This window comes from Streptomyces collinus Tu 365, assembly GCF_000444875.1.
GTDB classification, from domain to species: Bacteria; Actinomycetota; Actinomycetes; order Streptomycetales; family Streptomycetaceae; genus Streptomyces; species Streptomyces collinus_A.
Genome location: NC_021985.1, coordinates 3670659 through 3689089, shown reverse-complemented (window position 1 = coordinate 3689089; position 18431 = coordinate 3670659). Strand labels below are relative to the sequence as shown.

Below are 18431 nucleotides of genomic sequence, written 5' to 3'. Positions count from 1 at the left end.
CGAGGGCATCAGCAGCCACGACTCGGGAGAGAGACGGCATGGACCACGGGACGGTCGGCAGCGCACAGTCGGGCCGGCTTCTGGTGGAGGTGCGGGAAGAGGGCTCCAGCGCCGTAGTGACACCGGCGGGTGAACTCGATCACCACACCGCCGATCTTCTGCGCGAGCCACTCGACGACCTCCTCGACAAGGGTTTCGCACGGCTCGTGGTGGACTGCTCACGGCTGGAGTTCTGCGACTCCACGGGGCTGAACGTCCTCCTCGGGGCGCGCCTCAAGGCGGAGGCCGCCGGCGGGGGAGTCCACCTGGCGGGAATGCTCCCCGTGGTCGCCCGCGTCTTCGAGATCACCGGAGCGGAGGCGGTCTTCACCGTCCACGACTCCGTGGAGGCGGCCCTGGCCGCCGAGGCCGACTGACCTCGCCTCCCGGCCGTCCCCGCGGGGTGAATCCCGCGCGTCGCACGAGTCACGTCCCATGCGGGGGTGTTTCGCCGGATCCGTCGGGCAGGAGACATCCTGAGCCCCGGCGCTCCGCGGCGCGGCCGGCCGCACCGGGAACCGGAGGACGGCCCGGATGCGACGTAAGTGCCGAAGGGTCGACCACGGAGGGACGACGGAGGAACCGCGTGCGGACCACGGGTGGACGGCGAATGGACCGTACGGTGCCGGAAGGCGCCGGAACTTTCAATTGTGAACTGGTGAATCGGTGAGGTGAAGCGCTGATGAGCACCACCCGGCCTTACTCGCCGGGCGACCGCGGCCCGGAGCCGAGCGGCGCTTCCGGGACGTCCGAGGGGGGTGCGCCGGTGGCAGGCGCGTCCGCGGGGACGGCCGTGCCGTCCGAGCCGTCCGTGGCGTCCGAGGGTGCGCAGGGTCCCCCCGGGCGGCAGACCCGCAGACTGCGGCTGGACGGCGAGAGCGGGGTCGTCCCGCTCGCCCGCGACTTCACCCGCCAGGCGCTGTACGCCTGGGGATGGCTGCCCGCCGCCTCCGCGGACCTGCGGGCCGCCGCCGAGGACGTGCTGCTCGTCGTGTCCGAGCTGGTCACCAACGCCTGCCTGCATGCCGAGGGCCCGGACGAGCTGTTCCTCGCCCGTGACAACAAGGTGATCCGGGTGGAGGTGTCCGACCGCGGCAGCGGCCAGCCGGCACCCCGCACCCCGCACCGTGCCGGCCGCCCCGGCGGTCACGGCATGTTCATCGTGCAGCGGCTGTGCCTCGACTGGGGCGTCGTCCGCACGACGGGCCGCACGGGCAAGACCGTGTGGGCGGAGCTGGGCGCCCCGGCCTGACCGGGACGCCGCCGGTCCGGCCCTGGACCGGCGGCCGCGCCGCATGAGCCCCCTCCCGGGCCCCCGCCTCCACCCGAACCACCCTTCACGCGCGCCGGATCGACACAACTCCGGCGTGTGACGCGTCTTCCTTCCTCACGACCCCCGGCGTACCTTGACGGCCGAATCTGATGTGCCGTCAGGTGCCTCGCCGTGGATGAATGGGGTGGACCGACCGTGTCGTACCCGAAACGAACCGCCGCGCTCGTGTCCGCGGCGGCCCTGGCCGGCCCGGTGCTGCTGCTCAGCGCACCGGCGGCCCGTGCCGACGTCGTGAACGTCGACTACCGGTGCAAGACGCCGATCGGCGCCAAGAGCGCCGTCTCGCCCATCGACATCAGGGCCGTCCGCAGCGGCAGCGGCTACCGGATCACCATGTCCTGGCAGAAGGGCGTCTCCTCCAGCCCGGTCGAGCTGGGCAAGGGCGCCATGAACCCGAGCGCCACCATCAGGCTCGGCGGCGCCGACAGCGGCACCCTCGCGGTCACCGGGCCCGCCAACGCGGCCGCGATCCCCGCCGACACCCCCATCAAGATCAGCGACCTGAGCGGCACCTACACACCGAGGAAGACCGGCAAAGTCACCTTCACGGCGGCCACGCTCACCATCAAGGCGCTGGGCACGACGACCACCTGCGACCCCAGCAACAACCCGGGGCCGTCCCTGACCCTGAGCGTGACGGCGGCGGGCGGATCCGGCTCGTCGTCGTCCTCGTCGTCCTCCTCGTCCTCCTCGTCGGGCGGCTCCGCCGGCCGGCTCCCGCAGACCGGCCCCGCGGACTCCGCCGTCGCCCTCGGCACCCTCGGCGGCACGGTCCTGCTCGCGGGCGCCGCCGGCGCGCTGTGGCTGACCCGGCGGAACCCGGCCGTACGCCGCTGAACCGCAGTCCACGACCGTGGAGCCGCTCATGCCGCCCGCCGCCCGTGTCCTCGGCCTCACCCTGCTCCTGCTGCTGGCGTCCGCACCGGCCGCCCGTGCCGCCGCGGGCTGGTCGGTCGCGCCGGCCGGCGCCGGGCGTCCCTCCTTCTACGCCGAGGGAACCCCGGGCACCGTCCTCACCGACACGGTGTCCGTGACCGACACCGGCCGCGGGCCGCTCACCGTACGGCTGCGCGCGACCGGCGTGCGCATCGCCTTCGCCCGGACCACCGTCCGCGTCCCCGCGCGCACCCGCGCCGAGGTGCCCTTCACCCTGACCGTGCCCGCCGACGCCGCCCCCGGCGACCGCGCGGGCACGATCACCGCCCGGGACACGGCCGGCCGCACGGCGACCGTCGCGGTCCGGCTGCGCGTGGGCGGCCCCGCCCTGGCCGCGCTGACCGTCGAACACGTGGCGGTGCGCGGCGGCCGCATCACCTACCAGTTGGTCAACCGCGGCACGACCGTCCTCGTGCCACGGCTCGCGGTCCACGCGGACGGAGTCCTCGGCCCGGTCCTCGACCGCCCCGCCCGCACTCTGCCGCTGCGCCTGCCACCGGGCACCCGCCGGACCCTCGGCGAACCCTGGCCCGGCCGGCCCGCACTCGACGCCGTCGACCTGCGGCTGACGGTCACCGCCGCGGGCGGCGCCCACGACAGCGCGCACACCTCCGCCCGGTTCGTGCCGTGGGGCCCGGTGTCCGGCGTCCTCGGCGCGGCCGCGGCGGCCGCCGCGCTGCCGGCCGTGCGACGGCACCGGCGGCGCCGCGACGCGGCCCGGGACGGCACGCCCGTCCGCGCCTCGGCCGGCGCACCGGCCGAGCCCGCGGGATCGGTGGGGGGAGCGAGGACATGAGCGCTGACCTGCGCGGCAGGGCCCGGATCCCCGCCCTGGCGGCGGTGCTCGCGCTGCTCCTGCTGCCACTGACCGGCCCCGCTGCGGCGGCGGACGGCCCCGTCGTGAGGCTGTCCGCCGCCCAGGCGGGCACGGGCGGCTCGGTGACCGTCCGGGGCGGCGGCTGGCGGCCCGGCACCCTGCTGATGCTGCTGGTCTGCGGGCGGGCCACGCCGTCCCGCGGGGTGATCGGCGGCACCAACTCCTGCGCCAACGGCGACGGCCGGGCCGTGACCACGGACACCCGCGGCTCCTTCACCAGGAGGCTGCCGGTCGCCGAGCCGCCCGTGCCGTGCCCCTGCGTGGTGCACGTCGCCACCGTGACCGGCGCGAAGGCGGAGGCGGACGCCGTCCTCCAGGTCGCCGGGCACCCTGTCGCCCCGCTGCCCGCCGAGACCTCCGGCGGCCGTCTGTCGATCCTCTCCGACACCCGGCTGACCGGCTCCGGCGGCGTGCTGACCTGGTTCGGGGCCCCGCCCGCGCGCACTTTGGAGTTCACCGCAGGCAACGTCGGCACCACCCCCGTCAAGGACCCCGTCTTCCGGGTCGGCACCGCGCACGGCGTCTTCGCCCCCCAGTGGGACGAGCAGCAGTGGCACGGCACCCTCGCCCCCGGCGGCAAGGCGCTGGTCAGACTGCCCGTCGAGCTGTCCGCGGGGGCGCACGGCGACTACACCGTGTCCCTCGGCTACCAGGGCAAGGTCATCGCCGAGCAGCCCTGGGGGGTGGGCCGTCCCTGGGGCGTGACGCTGTTCCTGCTCCTGCTCTGCCTGGTCGTCCCGGCCGCCCTGTCCCGCGCCGGGATGGCCGTCGTGGACCGGGTACGTCCGCGCCGCCCGGGCGGCGTCCGGCACCGGCGCCTGCCACGGCCCGTCCCGCGCCCGGCCCGCGTCCGCTCCCGCGCCCCCGGGCCCGATCCCGCTCCGACCCTGCCGTGGTTCACCCCGGACTCCGTCCCGGGCGGCCCGGCCGGCCGGCTCTCCGCACCGCACCACGACAGTCCGACGAGTCCTCCGACTCCCACCCCGAAGGGACCCACGTGAGCATGCGAAGGAGAGGCACCACGGCCCGCCGGACGGGCGCCGCGGGCGCCGCACTGGTGCTCTGCTCGGCAGGCGTGCTGCTGGGCGTGGCCGCCGCGCCCGCACAGGCCGCCGAGGTGTCGTTCGCCACCCACTGCGTGCCGCCGGCGGGCATCGACCCGGTCGACGGCACCACGAAGGTCGAGATCACCGCGCCCGCCACCGCGAAGGTGGGCGACACCGTGGACGTCGTGTGGAAGTTCGTCCAGGCCGCGTCCAGGAACCCGGACATCATCGACCTGCCCGCCGACTCGGTGCAGCCCTCGGGCGTCCTGAAGGCGGCCGGGGCGCAGACCGCCGACATCGCCCTGCGGGGGACCCGGAAGAACCCGGCGATCCCCAAGGGCGGCGCCATGGTGCTGTCCGACATGAAGGGCAGCCTGAAGCTGACCGCGGCCGGGGAGGTGACCCTGACCCCCGACGCGTACACGGTCAACGCGATGTCCACGGACACCAGGTGCGCGCCGAAGGAGACCGTGCAGAAGGCGGCGACCATCCAGGTGACGGCGGGCGGCGGCGGCACGCCCACCACCACACCCACCACCACACCCACCACGACGCCCACCGGGACGGCGACACCGACGAAGACCCCCACGGCCACCCCGACGGACACCGGCGGCACCGGACGGACCGACTTCACCGGCAAGGAGGTGCTGATCCCGTACGCCTGCAAGACGCCCATCGGCGACAAGAACGCGACCTCTCCGGTGCGGATCGACGCCAGGAAGGACGGCGGGAGCTACGGCCTCACCGTGCGGTTCGGGAAGTCGGTGATGGACAGCCCCGCCGACATACCCAAGGACTCCGTGAAGCCGTCCATGGAGGTGGTGCTGGGCGGCGCCGACAAGGGCACCGTGCACGTCGAGGGCCCGGCGAACGCCGCCCCGATCAAGTCCGGCGACCCGATCGCGATCCCCGACCTCACCGGCACCTACAAGCCCGGCGCGAGCGGCACGTCGACCCTGTCCCCGGGCGTCCTCACGGTCAAGGCGCTCGGCACGACCACCACGTGCACGCCGACGAGGACCGAGGTCTCGCTCACCCTGGACACCGCCCAGCAGCCGGGCGGCGCCTCGGGCGGCACGTCGACCTCCGGCGGGTCCTCCGTGTCCGGAGGTACGTCCTCGTCGACCGGCGGCAGCAGTGGCGCGGGCGGCCTCGCCGAGACCGGTGCGGGCGACCACGGCGCCCTGAAGGCGCTCGGCCTGGTGGCGGGCACCGCGATCCTGCTGGGCGTGGCCGTGTTCACGTTCCTGCCCGGCCGCAGGACGCGGTAGCAGGCCCCGCACACGACGGGAGGGCCGCCGCACCCCTGGGGTGCGGCGGCCCTCCCGGCCGGTTCCTGACGACTAGCGCACGTCGCCCATCAGCCGGTTGACCTTCTTGCGGTACATCCACACCGCGACACCGGCGACCACGGCGAGCGCCGCCTCCAGGGCGACGAAGCCCGTCCGGTCGAGGTTCACCCCGCCGACGGCCGGGTTGGACAGCAGCGCGGTGATCGAGTCGCCCGCGGTGACCGCGAGGAACCAGACGCCCATCATCTGCGAGGCGTACTTCCTCGGCGCCATCTTCGTCGTCACCGACAGACCCACCGGGGACAGCGTCAGCTCACCGACGGTCTGGACGAAGTAGATCGCGACCAGCCACATCGCCGCGGCCTTGTGGCCGCCGTCGGCGATCGACAGCGGGGCGAGGAAGAGGAAGAACGACGCACCCACCAGCACCAGGCCGGAGGAGAACTTCACGATCGTGCTCGGCTCCTTGCCGCGCCGGTTCAGCCACAGCCACAGCCAGGCGAAGACCGGGGCGAGCGCCATGATCATGACCGGGTTGACCGACTGGTACCAGGAGACCGGGAAGCCCCAGCCGAAGACCGAGTTCTCGGCCTTGCCGTCGGCGAAGAGCGACAGCGTCGAGCCGCCCTGGTCGTAGATCATCCAGAAGACGGCCGCGGCGACGAAGAACCAGACGTACGCCGACACCTTCGACTTCTCGGCCGCGTCCAGGTCCTTGTCGCGGCGGATGCGGGCGATGACGAGGATCGGGACGATCAGGCCGATCAGCGTGAGCGGGATCAGCGCCCAGTTCAGGGTGAAGTGGCCGGTGAAGCCGACGACACCGTAGAAGACGGCGGCGATCGCGAGCCAGATCAGGCCCTTGCGCAGGGTGGCGGACTTCTCCGCGGGGGACATCGGCGTCGGGACGACGTCGCTCTGCGCGCTCAGGTGGCGGCTGCCGAGCAGGTACTGGGCCAGACCCAGCGCCATGCCGACCGCGGCCAGCGCGAAGCCGAAGTGCCAGTTGACGTTCTCGCCGACGGTGCCGATGACCAGCGGGGCGACGAAGGCACCGAGGTTGATGCCGATGTAGAAGAGCGTGAAGCCACCGTCACGGCGCGCGTCGTCCGGCCCGTTGTACAGGTGGCCGACCATCGTGGAGATGTTGGCCTTGAGCAGACCGGAGCCGATCGCGACGAGGCCGAGACCGACGAAGAAGCTGGCCGCGACCGGCAGCGCCAGGCACAGGTGGCCCAGCATGATGATCAGACCGGAGACGGCCACCGTCTTGCGGGGACCGAGGAAGCGGTCGGCGACCCAGCCGCCGGGCAGGGCGAGCAGGTACACGAGCGACACGTACACGGAGTAGATCGCGGTCGCCGTGCCCGCGTTCATGTGCAGGCCACCCGGGGCCACCAGGTACAGCGGGAGCAGGGCCCTCATGCCGTAGTAGGAGAAACGCTCCCACATCTCGGTCATGAAGAGAGTGGCCAGTCCGCGGGGGTGGCCGAAGAAGGTCTTCTCGGACCCGGGGGTGCCCGGGCGGACCGAGTCCTTCGTCAGGCTGGACGCCATGGTCGTTCCTTGCTGGTCAAGACGCGCGTTGGAGCGCTGCGCGCCCGGTGGGGGTGCGGCCGGCACCGGCAGGGTCCCGCGTCCACCCCCACGCCCAGGGGGAGTCCGCCCCGGATCGCGGAGCGGCGGACGGCGACCACCGGGATCCACGCCCCGGGACGCGGCGATGCGTCCGGGGCCCGGCCAGAGGTCATTCCTTTCAGGGCCGACGTTCGTCGGCCCGCACACGAAAGAGACCTTCAGCGTCATTGCCCGCCAAAGGTCCCCGGTGTGCTACAGGCGTTCAGATCACCATACGGCAGGACAGTGCCTGATATGGAAGGACTTGAGACGCGGATCACAGGTGTCGGAGGAACCGAGCCGCCTGTTTCGAAGGTCTCTCCTACGATCCCACCTCCGGGGCAATGGTCCGTACCACCAGCGCGGCCGGGTAAGAATCCCTCGAAGCGATCACACCCCAGCACTGCGCGCGGGCGGTCTACCATCACCTCATGACCCGTGTACTGCTCGCCGAGGACGACGCGTCCATCTCGGAGCCGCTGGCCCGCGCCCTGCGCCGGGAAGGGTACGAGGTCGAGGTGCGCGAGGACGGCCCCACCGCACTCGACGCCGGAATGCAGGGCGGTGTCGACTTGGTCGTGCTGGACCTCGGCCTGCCCGGCATGGACGGCCTCGAGGTCGCCCGCCGGCTGCGCGCCGACGGCCACACCGTGCCGATCCTGATCCTGACCGCGCGCGCCGACGAGGTGGACACCGTCGTCGGCCTGGACGCGGGCGCCGACGACTACGTCACCAAGCCCTTCCGGCTCGCCGAACTGCTCGCCCGGGTCCGGGCCCTGCTCCGGCGCGGCGCCGCCGAACCGCAGCAGCCGCCGGCCACCCACGGCGTGCGGATCGACGTCGAGTCCCACCGGGCGTGGATGGGCGACGAGGAGCTCCAGCTCACGGCGAAGGAGTTCGACCTGCTGCGGGTCCTCGTCCGGGACGCCGGGCGGGTCGTCACACGGGACCAGCTCATGCGCGAGGTCTGGGACACGACCTGGTGGTCGTCGACCAAGACCCTCGACATGCACATCTCCTGGCTGCGCAAGAAGCTGGGCGACGACGCGGCGAACCCCCGCTACATCGCGACGGTCCGCGGCGTCGGCTTCCGCTTCGAGAAGAGCTGAGCCCCGCCCCGGGGCCCAGCGGTCACTACGGGTAGCAGGACATGCGCCGACGTCTCATCCAGTCCACCCTCGCCGTCGTCCTCGTGGTGATCGCGGTCTTCGGGGTCTCCCTGGTGATCGTCGAGACGCGCACCATCAGCAACAGCGCCCAGGAGCGGGTGGAGTCCGAGGCGCTGCGGCTGGCCAGCATCGTGGACAGCCGCATCCTCGCGGCGGAACACGTCAACGCGGACGTGCTGCGCAACCCGGTCAGCAAGGACCAGTACGCCGAGATCCGCATGCCCGGCCGGGACCCGATCCGGATCGGCACCCGGCCCCGGGGCGACGTCATCCACTCCACGCAGCGCGGCGAGGAGGGCGAGACGGTCACCGTCCAGGAGCCACGCTCCGCGGTCACCCGCGAGGTCGGCCGGACCCTGCTCATCATCGGCCTGGTGGCCCTGCTCGCCGTGGTCGCCGCCGTGCTGCTCGCCGTCCGCCAGGCCAACCGGCTCGCCTCCCCGCTGACCGACCTCGCCGAGACCGCCGAACGCCTCGGCTCGGGCGACCCGCGCCCCCGGCACAAGCGCTACGGCGTCCCCGAGCTCGACCGGGTCGCCGACGTGCTGGACTCCTCCGCCGAGCGCATCGGACGGATGCTCACCGCGGAACGGCGACTGGCCGCCGACGCCTCCCACCAGCTGCGCACCCCCCTGACCGCGCTGTCCATGCGGCTGGAGGAGATCACCCTCACCGACGACCCGGACACGGTGAAGGAGGAGGCCAACGTCGCCCTCACCCAGGTCGAGCGGCTGACGGACGTGGTGCAGCGGCTGCTGACCAACTCACGGGACCCGCGCACCGGCTCCGCCGTCACCTTCGACCTCGACGAGGTCATCCAGCAGCAGCTCGCCGAGTGGCGGCCCGCCTACCGCGGGGTCGGCCGGGCCATCGTCAGCTCCGGCAAACGGCACCTCCAGGCCGTCGGCACGCCCGGCGCGGTCGCCCAGGTGCTGGCCGCGCTGATCGAGAACTCGCTGATGCACGGCGGCGGCACGGTCGCCCTGCGCACCCGCGTCACCGGCAACCAGTCCGTGGTCGAGGTCACCGACGAGGGGCCCGGGGTGCCGGCCGACCTCGGCGCCCGGATCTTCGAGCGCACGATCAGCGGGCGCAACTCCACGGGCATCGGCCTGGCCGTCGCCCGGGACCTCGCGGAGGCCGACGGCGGCCGGCTCGAACTGCTCCAGGCGCAGCCGCCGGTCTTCGGCCTGTTCCTGTCCCGCACCCCCCCGGCGCGCAAGCTGGAGGACGAGGACCGGCCGACCGTCCGCTAGGGCCGCTGTGACCCCGAGAGCCCCTACGGCACGCGCTGGCGCGGCGTGGGCTCGCCCGGCTCGTGCCGCAGCACCGGCGCGGCGCCCGCCGCGGCCCCCTGGGCCGGCATCGCCCGGAACACCCACGAGCGGTACGACCAGAACCGGAACAGGGTCGCGACGCCGATGCCGACGAACTTGAAGACGTTGCTCTGCAGCGGGGAGTCCCAGCCGAAGCCGTAGGTCGCCAGGTAGAGCACGCCGTTCTCGATCACCAGACCGATCGCGCTGAACACCAGGAACAGCGTGAGTTCCCTGGTGCGCCCGCCCTTGTCGCGGTCCCGGTACGTCCAGTAGCGGAAACCGACGTAGTTGAAGACGATCGCGACGACGGTCGCGATGATGCTGGCGCGCACCACCGGCAGGTCGGAGACGTGCCGGACCAGGTTGAACACGCCGAGATTGACAAGGACGCCGGCGCCGCCGACCGCGCCGAACTTGGCCACCTCGCGTACGAGTCGTTGCAGCCTCGAGGAACCGCGTTCCATGGCTGTAAAGCCCCCGTCCGTAGGTTTCGTCACCCAGCCATGCTAGCCAGGCGGTCCCGCCCGCGCCCGTGGACGGGGCCACAGCTCGGAAACGGATCGGAAAGAGGCGGGAAAGCCCCGGGTAAGAGGCGACGTGAGGGACGCAATCCGGTCCGGTCGCCGTGGCCGATACGCTAGGGGGGTGACGTTCCCGGTAGTCGGCATGGTCGGCGGGGGGCAGCTCGCGCGTATGACGCACGAAGCCGGCATCCCGTTGGGCATCAGGTTCAAGCTCCTCAGTGACACCCCTCAGGATTCCGCGGCCCAGGTGGTGAACGAAGTCGTCGTCGGCGACTATCGCGACCTGGACACGCTGCGAGAGTTCGCGCGCGGTTGCGATGTGATCACCTTCGATCACGAACATGTACCCACCGAGCACCTCAGGGCCCTGGAGGCGGACGGCATCCCCGTGCGCCCAGGCCCCGACGCCCTGGTGCACGCCCAGGACAAGGGCGTGATGCGGGCGAAGCTCGACGCGATCGGCATCCCGTGCCCACGGCACCGGATCGTCGCCGATCCGCAGGACGTCGCCGCGTTCGCGGCGGAGGGCGACGGCTTCCCCGTCGTCCTGAAGACCGTCCGCGGCGGCTACGACGGCAAGGGCGTGTGGGTCGTCGACTCGGAGGAGGAGGCCGCCGACCCGTTCAGGGCGGGCGTCCCGGTCCTCGCCGAGGAGAAGGTCGACTACGTCCGCGAACTCGCCGCCAACGTCGTACGGTCCCCGCACGGCCAGGCCGTCGCCTACCCGGTGGTGGAGTCGCAGCAGGTGAACGGCGTCTGCGACACCGTGATCGCGCCGGCGCCCGACCTCGACGAGGACCTCGCGCTGCGGGCCGAGGAGATGGCCCTGTCCATCGCCAAGGAACTCGGCGTCGTCGGCCACCTCGCCGTCGAGCTGTTCCAGACCCGCGACGGCCGCATCCTCGTCAACGAACTGGCCATGCGCCCGCACAACTCGGGTCACTGGACCCAGGACGGCGCGATCACCTCCCAGTTCGCCAACCACGTCCGCGCGGTCCTCGACCTGCCGCTCGGCGACCCGCGCCCGCGCGCCAGGTGGACGGTCATGGTCAACGTCCTGGGTGGCGATTACCCGGACATGTACTCCGCGTACTTGCACTGCATGGCTCGCGACCCCAAGCTCAAGATCCACATGTATGGCAAGGACGTGAAGCCCGGTCGCAAGGTCGGACACGTCAACACCTACGGCGACGACCTGGACGACGTGCTGGAGCGCGCCCGTCACGCTGCCGGCTACCTGAGAGGCACGATCACCGAATGAGCCCTGTAGTTGGCATCGTCATGGGGTCGGACTCCGACTGGCCCGTCATGGAGGCCGCGGCCAAGGCCCTGGACGAGTTCGAGATCGCCTACGAGGTCGACGTCGTCTCCGCGCACCGCATGCCCCGCGAGATGATCACCTACGGCGAGCAGGCCGCCGACCGCGGCCTCAAGGCGATCATCGCCGGCGCGGGCGGCGCCGCCCACCTGCCGGGCATGCTCGCCTCCGTCACCCCGCTGCCGGTCATCGGCGTCCCCGTGCCGCTGAAGTACCTCGACGGCATGGACTCCCTGCTGTCGATCGTGCAGATGCCGGCCGGTGTCCCGGTCGCCACCGTCTCCGTCGCCGGGGCCCGCAACGCCGGGCTGCTCGCGGCCCGCATGCTGGCCGCGCACGACGAGGAACTGCTCCAGCGGATGCGCGACTTCCAGCAGGACCTCAACGACCAGGCCACCGAGAAGGGCAAGCGGCTGCGCTCCAAGGTCGAGGGACCGGGCAGCGGCTTCGGCTTCGGGAAGTGACGCCCGTGACCTCCCTGGACACAGCCCGCGACCTGCTGCGCGAGTTCCCCGTCGTCGACGGCCACAACGACCTGCCGTACGCCCTGCGCGAGCAGGTGCGCTACGACCTCGCCGCCCGCGACATCGCCGCCCGCCAGGACGACCACCTGCACACCGACCTGCCCCGGCTGCGCGAGGGCGGCGTCGGCGCGCAGTACTGGTCGGTCTTCGTGCGCTCCGACCTGCCCGGCGCGGTGCCCGCCACGCTGGAGCAGATCGACTGCGTACGGCGGCTCATCGAGCGCTACCCCACCCAGCTGCGGGGCGCGCTGACCGCCGCCGACATGGAGGCCGCCCGCGCCGAGGGCCGGATCGCCTCCCTCATGGGCGCGGAGGGCGGCCACTCGATCGACAACTCCCTCGGCACCCTGCGCGGCCTGTACGAGCTCGGCGTGCGCTACATGACGCTCACCCACAACGACAACGTGGACTGGGCGGACTCGGCGACCGACGAGCCGAAGGCGGGCGGCCTGACCGCGTTCGGCCGCGAGGTCGTCCGCGAGATGAACCGGCTCGGCATGCTCGTGGACCTCTCCCACGTGGCGGCGACGACCATGCGGGACGCGCTGGACACCTCGACCGCGCCGGTGATCTTCTCGCACTCCTCCGCCCGGGCCGTCTGCGACCACCCGCGCAACGTCCCCGACGACGTCCTGGAGCGGCTGCCCGCCAACGGCGGCATGGCCATGGTGACCTTCGTGCCGAAGTTCGTGCTCCAGGCCGCGGTCGACTGGACGGTCGCGGCCGACGCCAACATGCGCGCGCACGGCTTCCACCACCTCGACACCACCGCCGAGGCGATGGCCGTCCACCGCGCCTTCCAGGAGCGCACCCCGCGCCCGGTCGCCACCGTCGCCACGGTCGCCGACCACCTGGACCACATGCGCGAGGCGGCGGGCGTCGACCACATCGGCATCGGCGGCGACTACGACGGCACCGCGTTCACCCCGGACGGCCTGAACGACGTCTCCGGCTACCCGAACCTGATCGCCGAACTGCTCGACCGCGGCTGGTCCCGGGCCGACCTGGCCAAGCTGACCTGGCAGAACGCGGTACGGGTGCTGGGCGCGGCCGAGGACGTGGCCCGGGACCTCCAGACCACCCGCGCCCCGTCCCTCGCCACGATCGAGTCCCTCGACGGCATCAAGGGCTGACCGCCCGGGACCAACGGGCCGGGACGGCCCGCGGAAGACATGGAGAGGTGGTGGACGGCGCGGCCGCCCACCCCCTCCCGCCACCCCCGAACGCCCCACTCACCAGGAAAGACCCCCACGCCCCGTGCGACCGTGGCCGTACACCAGCCACACCTCGACGTAAGCCACGACCGACGCAGCTCACGACGACGCACGGAGCCCGCACATGGCCGACCTCAACGACGACAGGCCCACCACGACCGGCGTCGCTGGTCCGACACCGAGCTGTCCCTGCTGACCTGGGGCAACGTCCAGCGGGTCCTGCGCGCCGCCGACTTCACGGCCCGCACCGCCCAGCACCGCCGCTACCCGTCGGCCGCGCGGATCGCGCACCTCGACGGGTAGCGGCCGCGGGACGCGACGGCGGGGCGTCCCGGCACGGGCCGAGACAGCCGGGCGAGCCACGCGGCTGGAGCCGGCGGGGCGTCCCGGCGCGGGCGGAGACGGCTAGGCGATCCGGCACAGGCAGAACGGATGGCCGGCCGGGTCGGCGTACACCACGAAGTCCTTCTTCTCCCGGTCCTCCAGGTCCAGCGGGCGGGCGCCCAGCGCGAGCACCCGCTCATGGGCCGCGTCGACCTCCGCCCAGGTCGCCCCCGCGTCGAAGTCCAGGTGGAACTGCTGCGACCGGTCCGCCCTGGGCCACTGCGGCGGGGTGTGGCCCTCCGCCCGCTGGAAGGCGAGCCGCGGCCCGCCCGGCACGTTCAGCACCACCCAGTCCGCGTCCTCCTGCTCCGGGGTGCCGCCGGCCACCGCCGCGTAGAAATCGGCGAGCGCCCGCGGGTCGGGGCAGTCCAGGACGACGGAACGGAGGCGGGCGACGGCGGACATGGGGACCTCCCGGAGTCAGCAGGCACAGAGGCAGAACGGGTGCCCGGCCGGATCGGCGTAAACCCGCCAGCCGCGCGAGCGGTCCTCGGCGTCCAGCGGCTTCGCCCCCAGCTCCAGCACGCCCTTCTCGGCCGCGTCCAGGTCCTCCACCACCAGGTCCAGGTGGAACTGCTGGGAGTCGTCCGGCGCGGGCCAGCGCGGCGCGACGAACCCGGACGCCCGCTGGAAGGCGAGCGCCTGCCCGCCGGGCACCTTCAGGTCGATCCAGTCGCCGTCGCCCTCGACGGCGCCGCCGAGCACCTCGGCGTAGAAGCCGGCGAGCGCGCGGGGGTCCGGGCAGTCCAGGACGACCACACCCAGCTTGGCGAGAGCCATGACTTCCTCCTCGGGGTACGGGGCCACCCGCGTTACCTTTGGAAGCGGATAACCGGTAACAGTTACCCCATGCTCGTGCATGAGCGGTAACGCCGCAACCGGATTCGGGAGGTAACTTGCACGCATGAGTGAGAGATCGCCCGCCCCCGCGGGCCTGGCGCTGGTCGAGTCCCTGGTGAACACCCTGGACATCGAGACGGGCCGCGACTCGCTCGACACCGCAGACGGCCGGGCACGCTTCGGGCTCACCGAGCACGACCTGCCCGGCGCCAAGGCCCTGCGCGAGTCCCTGCGGGCCGTGCTGCTCGCCCACGCCGGCCACCCGCCGCACCGCGAGGTGACCCCGCTCGGCGAGCTGCTCCGGCAGGCCCCGCTCCATGTCGCCGTCGACGATCACGACGGCTCCGCGCGCCTCGCCCCGGCCGACGCGGGCCCCCTGCCCTCCCGGGTCGCCGCCGCCGTCGCCGAGGCCCTCGTGGCGGGCACCTGGGCCCGGCTGAAGGCGTGCGAGGCCGACACCTGCCACTGGGCGTACTACGACCGCAGCCCCGCCGGACGGGGCCGCTGGTGCTCGATGCAGGTGTGCGGGGCGCGCGCGAAGATGCGCCGCTACCGGGCCAAGGAGCCGTAGGGCGCCGGGGGTTCATCGGCCACGTATGTGCCCGGTGGTGCAGAATGCGGGAAGACGCCGGTTCGGCCGACTGAGCCTCGGCCGAACCGGCGTCCTCGCGCCCACGGGCGATCGTGCGATCAGGCGGTCGGGCGGCCCATCGCCCGGTACGTCCAGCCGGCCCGCCGCCACAGCTCCGGGTCCAGCGCGTTGCGCCCGTCCAGGATCAGCCGGGCCGCCGCGACCTCGCCCAGCGCCGCCGGGTCCAGCTCACGGAACTCCCGCCACTCCGTCAGGTGCAGCACCACGTCGGCCGCCCGGACCGCGTCGAGGGCCGACTCCGCGTAGCCGAGGGTCGGGAAGACCTTGCGGGCGTTCTCCATGCCCTTCGGGTCGTACACGGTCACCTGACCACCCTGGAGGTGGATCTGCCCGGCCACGTTCAGCGCCGGCGAGTCCCGCACGTCGTCCGAGTCCGGCTTGAAGGTGGCACCGAGCACCGCGACCCGCTTGCCGAGGAACGGGCCGCCGCCCAGCGCCTGCCGGGCCAGCTCCACCATCTGGCCGCGCTGGCGCATGTTGATGGAGTCGATCTCCCGCAGGAAGGTCAGCGCCTGGTCCGCGCCCAGCTCACCGGCGCGCGCCATGAACGCCCGGATGTCCTTCGGCAGGCAGCCGCCGCCGAAGCCGATCCCGGCACGCAGGAACTTCTTCCCGATCCGGTCGTCGTAGCCGATCGCCTCCGCCAGCTTCGCCACGTCACCGCCCGCGGCCTCGCACACCTCCGCCATCGCGTTGATGAAGGAGATCTTGGTGGCCAGGAAGGAGTTCGCCGCGGTCTTCACCAGCTCGGCGGTCGGGAAGTCGGTCACCACGAACGGCGTACCCTCGCCGGTCGGCGTGGCGTACACCTCCCGCAGCAGCTTCTCGGCCCGCTCACTGCGCACCCCGACCACGATCCGGTCCGGGTGCAGGGTGTCCTGCACGGCGAAGCCCTCGCGCAGGAACTCCGGGTTCCAGGCCAGCTCGGCGTCCCCGCCGGCCGGCGCGTGCTCGGCCAGGTAGGCGGCCAGCCGGTCGGCCGAGCCGACCGGCACCGTCGACTTGCCGACGACCAGCGCGGGCCCGCGCAGGTGCGGGGCGAGCGAGGCGACGGCGGCCTCGACGTACGACATGTCCGCCGCGTACTCCCCGTGCCGCTGCGGGGTGTTCACGCACACGAAGTGCACGTCGCCGAACGCCCCGACCTCCGCCCAGTCCTGGGTGAAGCGCAGCCGGCCCGAGGAACCCTCGATGCCCGCGACGTGCTTGCGCAGCAGCTCCTCCAGCCCCGGCTCGTACATCGGGGTCTCACCGCGCTCCAGCATCGCGATCTTCTCCGGCACGACGTCCAGACCCAGCACCTCGAAGCCGAGCTCGGCCATGGCCGCGGCGTGCGTGGCGCCGAGGTATCCGGTGCCGATCACGGTGATCTTCAAGCTCATGGGTGCTCCACATCGGGGGTACGTCGGGGATGCGGAGCCGAGCATAGTCGGGCCGCCCACCGGGCAAATTCCCCGCTGTCGCCAAGGTCACGTAGGCGTCCCGAGAGCCGCCCTCTAAAATTTGAGTTACTTAACGGTAATTAGCGTCAGTATCACTGCGTCTTTGGAGCGTGAGAGACCGTGGCCGGATCGGCTGACTTCGACCTGTACCGCCCGTCCGAGGAGCACGACATGCTCCGGGACGCCGTCCGTTCGCTGGTCGAGGCGAAGATCGCGCCGTACGCCGCGGCGGTCGACGAGGAGGCCCGCTTCCCGCAGGAGGCGCTGGACGCCCTCGTCGCCAACGACCTGCACGCGGTGCACGTCCCCGAGGAGTACGGCGGCGCCGGCGCCGACGCCCTCGCCACCGTCATCGTGATCGAGGAGGTGGCCCGCGCCTGCGTCTCCTCCTCCCTCATCCCCGCGGTGAACAAGCTGGGCTCGCTCCCGGTGATCCTCTCCGGCTCCGAGGACCTGAAGAAGAAGTACCTGGGCCCGCTCGCCAAGGGCGACGCGATGTTCTCGTACTGCCTCTCCGAGCCGGAGGCGGGCTCGGACGCCGGCGGCATGAAGACCAAGGCGGTCCGCGACGGCGACCACTGGGTCCTCAACGGCGTGAAGCGCTGGATCACCAACGCGGGCGTCTCCGAGTACTACACGGTCATGGCCGTCACCGACCCGGCCAAGCGCACCAAGGGCATCTCTGCCTTCGTCGTCGAGAAGTCCGACGAGGGCGTCTCCTTCGGCGCCCCGGAGAAGAAGCTCGGCATCAAGGGCTCCCCGACCCGCGAGGTCTACTTCGACAACGTCCGCATCCCCGCCGACCGCATGATCGGCGAGGAGGGCACCGGCTTCGCCACCGCGATGAAGACGCTGGACCACACCCGCATCACCATCGCCGCCCAGGCCCTCGGCGTCGCCCAGGGCGCCCTCGACTACGCCAAGGGCTACGTCCAGGAGCGCAAGCAGTTCGGCAAGCCGATCGCCGACTTCCAGGGCATCCAGTTCATGCTCGCCGACATGGCCATGAAGATCGCCGCCGCCCGCGCCCTGACCTACCAGGCCGCGGCCGCCTCCGAGCGCGGCGACAAGGACCTCACCTTCCAGGGCGCCGCCGCCAAGTGCTACGCCTCGGACATCGCCATGGAGGTCACCACCGACGCCGTCCAGCTCCTCGGCGGCTACGGCTACACCCGTGACTACCCGGTCGAGCGCATGATGCGCGACGCGAAGATCACCCAGATCTACGAAGGCACGAACCAAGTGCAGCGGATCGTCATGGCCCGCAATCTCCCGTAGCGGTCCCCGGCCGGTTCCCGGAAGGCGTCCCGCGGGGCGCCTTCCGGCGTTCCGGGCGGACCCGTTCGGCGGTCCGTCCGGCAGGTCTCCGGTGGTCGCCTCCCGACCGGTCGGTCACATGCGGGGAGGTGCGAGCGGGCGTAGGACGGAAGCACACGGGGTCCGTGCCGTGGTACCCCCTGCTCCGAGGAGGAGACATGACCCAGTCCGGAATGATGCCCCCCATGACCAAGCAGATGCAGGACTGCGTCGAGGCCTGCATGAACTGCCACACCATCTGCGAGGAGACCATGAGCTCCTGCCTGCAGATGGGCGGTCAGGCCCAGATGCAGATCATGCGCGCGCTCATGGACTGCTCCGAGATGACCCGCATGTGCGCCGACATGATGATGCGGCGCTCGCCGCTGGCCGCCGAGATGTGCGCGATGTGCGCCAGGGCCTGCGACATGTGCGCCGAGGCGTGTATGTCCATGCCCGACGACCCCCAGACGATGCGCTGCGCGGAGGCGTGTCGCCGCTGCGCCGAGATGTGCCGCGCCATGGCGGGCGCGAGCATGTGAGCCGTCGCGCGTGAAGCACCGGAGGGCGTCCGCGGCCGCGACCCCTCACGGAGTCGCGGCCCCGTCG

19 protein-coding genes and 1 pseudogene are annotated in these 18431 nt (G+C 72.5%); 15 read left to right on the top strand and 5 right to left on the bottom strand.

Features of this window, described 5'->3' with window-relative positions:
- Positions 1-38 precede the first annotated feature (38 nt).
- From B446_RS15910 to B446_RS15885, 6 genes are all read left to right on the top strand, one after another.
- Positions 39-416, top strand: coding sequence for an STAS domain-containing protein (locus B446_RS15910; RefSeq protein WP_020940471.1), 378 nt, complete (start codon positions 39-41; stop codon positions 414-416).
- 305 nt (positions 417-721) lie between these two features.
- A complete protein-coding gene (locus tag B446_RS15905; protein WP_020940470.1) occupies positions 722-1291 on the top strand; it encodes an ATP-binding protein in 570 nt (189 codons plus the stop codon).
- Between the two features lie 216 nt (positions 1292-1507).
- Positions 1508-2209: an LPXTG cell wall anchor domain-containing protein gene (locus B446_RS15900; RefSeq protein WP_043475684.1), complete on the top strand. Its 702-nt coding sequence runs from the start codon at positions 1508-1510 to the stop codon at positions 2207-2209.
- Positions 2210-2237: 28 nt separating this feature from the next.
- Positions 2238-3104 carry a hypothetical protein gene (locus B446_RS15895; RefSeq protein ID WP_020940468.1) on the top strand — a complete coding sequence of 289 codons (867 nt, stop codon included), beginning with the start codon at positions 2238-2240 and terminating at the stop codon, positions 3102-3104.
- The gene (locus tag B446_RS15890) at positions 3101-4186 is read left to right on the top strand and encodes a hypothetical protein (RefSeq protein WP_020940467.1); all 1086 of its coding nucleotides are present in this window, start codon (positions 3101-3103) and stop codon (positions 4184-4186) included. Before B446_RS15895 ends, B446_RS15890 begins: the two co-directional genes overlap by 4 nt.
- Before the next feature lie 2 nt (positions 4187-4188).
- Positions 4189-5502 carry a hypothetical protein gene (locus B446_RS15885; protein ID WP_052352158.1) on the top strand — a complete coding sequence of 438 codons (1314 nt, stop codon included), beginning with the start codon at positions 4189-4191 and terminating at the stop codon, positions 5500-5502.
- Positions 5503-5574: 72 nt separating this feature from the next.
- On the opposite strand, the gene B446_RS15880 is transcribed toward B446_RS15885, so the two are convergent.
- Positions 5575-7080, bottom strand: coding sequence for a peptide MFS transporter (locus B446_RS15880; protein WP_020940465.1), 1506 nt, complete (start codon positions 7078-7080; stop codon positions 5575-5577).
- Between the two features lie 491 nt (positions 7081-7571).
- Between B446_RS15880 and B446_RS15875 the strand changes: the two genes are divergently transcribed.
- Both B446_RS15875 and B446_RS15870 read left to right on the top strand, forming a co-directional pair.
- Positions 7572-8249 carry a response regulator transcription factor gene (locus tag B446_RS15875; RefSeq protein ID WP_020940464.1) on the top strand — a complete coding sequence of 226 codons (678 nt, stop codon included), beginning with the start codon at positions 7572-7574 and terminating at the stop codon, positions 8247-8249.
- Positions 8250-8290: 41 nt separating this feature from the next.
- Complete coding sequence (locus B446_RS15870; protein WP_020940463.1) at positions 8291-9565, top strand: ATP-binding protein; 1275 nt, start codon at positions 8291-8293, stop codon at positions 9563-9565.
- 23 nt (positions 9566-9588) lie between these two features.
- Here the strand turns inward: B446_RS15870 and B446_RS15865 are convergent, their stop codons facing one another.
- Positions 9589-10092: a GtrA family protein gene (locus tag B446_RS15865; RefSeq protein WP_043475680.1), complete on the bottom strand. Its 504-nt coding sequence runs from the start codon at positions 10090-10092 to the stop codon at positions 9589-9591.
- 181 nt (positions 10093-10273) lie between these two features.
- Here B446_RS15865 and B446_RS15860 point away from each other — a divergent pair, with 181 nt between their 5' ends.
- From B446_RS15860 to B446_RS38210, 4 genes and pseudogenes are all read left to right on the top strand, one after another.
- Positions 10274-11413, top strand: coding sequence for a 5-(carboxyamino)imidazole ribonucleotide synthase (locus tag B446_RS15860; RefSeq protein ID WP_043475678.1), 1140 nt, complete (start codon positions 10274-10276; stop codon positions 11411-11413).
- Complete coding sequence (gene purE / locus B446_RS15855; protein ID WP_078614717.1) at positions 11410-11934, top strand: 5-(carboxyamino)imidazole ribonucleotide mutase; 525 nt, start codon at positions 11410-11412, stop codon at positions 11932-11934. The genes B446_RS15860 and purE overlap by 4 nt, the downstream gene beginning before the upstream one ends.
- A 5-nt stretch (positions 11935-11939) precedes the next feature.
- On the top strand, positions 11940-13127 hold the full coding sequence (locus tag B446_RS15850) for a dipeptidase (protein WP_020940459.1): 1188 nt from the start codon (positions 11940-11942) through the stop codon (positions 13125-13127).
- 264 nt (positions 13128-13391) lie between these two features.
- Positions 13392-13511, top strand: a pseudogene (locus B446_RS38210) (membrane dipeptidase); the annotation flags it as partial.
- Between the two features lie 102 nt (positions 13512-13613).
- Here B446_RS38210 and B446_RS15845 read toward each other — a convergent pair.
- Positions 13614-13997: a VOC family protein gene (locus tag B446_RS15845; protein ID WP_020940458.1), complete on the bottom strand. Its 384-nt coding sequence runs from the start codon at positions 13995-13997 to the stop codon at positions 13614-13616.
- A gap of 15 nt (positions 13998-14012) precedes the next feature.
- Positions 14013-14372 carry a VOC family protein gene (locus B446_RS15840; protein ID WP_020940457.1) on the bottom strand — a complete coding sequence of 120 codons (360 nt, stop codon included), beginning with the start codon at positions 14370-14372 and terminating at the stop codon, positions 14013-14015.
- Positions 14373-14496: 124 nt separating this feature from the next.
- Here B446_RS15840 and B446_RS15835 point away from each other — a divergent pair, with 124 nt between their 5' ends.
- Entirely contained in the window at positions 14497-15003 is a 507-nt protein-coding gene (locus B446_RS15835; protein ID WP_020940456.1) for a CGNR zinc finger domain-containing protein, read from the top strand.
- Positions 15004-15122: 119 nt separating this feature from the next.
- Here the strand turns inward: B446_RS15835 and B446_RS15830 are convergent, their stop codons facing one another.
- On the bottom strand, positions 15123-16466 hold the full coding sequence (locus B446_RS15830; protein ID WP_020940455.1) for a UDP-glucose dehydrogenase family protein: 1344 nt from the start codon (positions 16464-16466) through the stop codon (positions 15123-15125).
- A 180-nt stretch (positions 16467-16646) separates the two neighbouring features.
- On the opposite strand from B446_RS15830, the gene B446_RS15825 reads away from it, so the two are divergent.
- Together B446_RS15825 and B446_RS15820 are read left to right on the top strand one after the other, a co-directional pair.
- Positions 16647-17804, top strand: a complete 1158-nt coding sequence (locus tag B446_RS15825; protein WP_020940454.1) for an acyl-CoA dehydrogenase — start codon at positions 16647-16649, stop codon at positions 17802-17804.
- A gap of 197 nt (positions 17805-18001) precedes the next feature.
- A complete protein-coding gene (locus tag B446_RS15820; RefSeq protein WP_020940453.1) occupies positions 18002-18364 on the top strand; it encodes a four-helix bundle copper-binding protein in 363 nt (120 codons plus the stop codon).
- Positions 18365-18431: the final 67 nt, after the last annotated feature.

Bases quoted from the DNA above. Each gene is read 5' to 3' on its own strand.
- B446_RS15910 (WP_020940471.1), top strand. From the start codon at position 39: ATGGACCACGGGACGGTCGGCAGCGCACAGTCGGGCCGGCTTCTGGTG.
- B446_RS15905 (WP_020940470.1), top strand. From the start codon at position 722: ATGAGCACCACCCGGCCTTACTCGCCGGGCGACCGCGGCCCGGAGCCG.
- B446_RS15895 (WP_020940468.1), top strand. From the start codon at position 2,238: ATGCCGCCCGCCGCCCGTGTCCTCGGCCTCACCCTGCTCCTGCTGCTG.
- B446_RS15890 (WP_020940467.1), top strand. From the start codon at position 3,101: ATGAGCGCTGACCTGCGCGGCAGGGCCCGGATCCCCGCCCTGGCGGCG.
- B446_RS15885 (WP_052352158.1), top strand. From the start codon at position 4,189: ATGCGAAGGAGAGGCACCACGGCCCGCCGGACGGGCGCCGCGGGCGCC.
- B446_RS15880 (WP_020940465.1), bottom strand. From the start codon at position 7,080: ATGGCGTCCAGCCTGACGAAGGACTCGGTCCGCCCGGGCACCCCCGGG.
- B446_RS15875 (WP_020940464.1), top strand. From the start codon at position 7,572: ATGACCCGTGTACTGCTCGCCGAGGACGACGCGTCCATCTCGGAGCCG.
- B446_RS15870 (WP_020940463.1), top strand. From the start codon at position 8,291: ATGCGCCGACGTCTCATCCAGTCCACCCTCGCCGTCGTCCTCGTGGTG.
- B446_RS15865 (WP_043475680.1), bottom strand. From the start codon at position 10,092: ATGGAACGCGGTTCCTCGAGGCTGCAACGACTCGTACGCGAGGTGGCC.
- purE (WP_078614717.1), top strand. From the start codon at position 11,410: ATGAGCCCTGTAGTTGGCATCGTCATGGGGTCGGACTCCGACTGGCCC.
- B446_RS15845 (WP_020940458.1), bottom strand. From the start codon at position 13,997: ATGTCCGCCGTCGCCCGCCTCCGTTCCGTCGTCCTGGACTGCCCCGAC.
- B446_RS15840 (WP_020940457.1), bottom strand. From the start codon at position 14,372: ATGGCTCTCGCCAAGCTGGGTGTGGTCGTCCTGGACTGCCCGGACCCC.
- B446_RS15835 (WP_020940456.1), top strand. From the start codon at position 14,497: ATGAGTGAGAGATCGCCCGCCCCCGCGGGCCTGGCGCTGGTCGAGTCC.
- B446_RS15830 (WP_020940455.1), bottom strand. From the start codon at position 16,466: ATGAGCTTGAAGATCACCGTGATCGGCACCGGATACCTCGGCGCCACG.
- B446_RS15820 (WP_020940453.1), top strand. From the start codon at position 18,002: ATGACCCAGTCCGGAATGATGCCCCCCATGACCAAGCAGATGCAGGAC.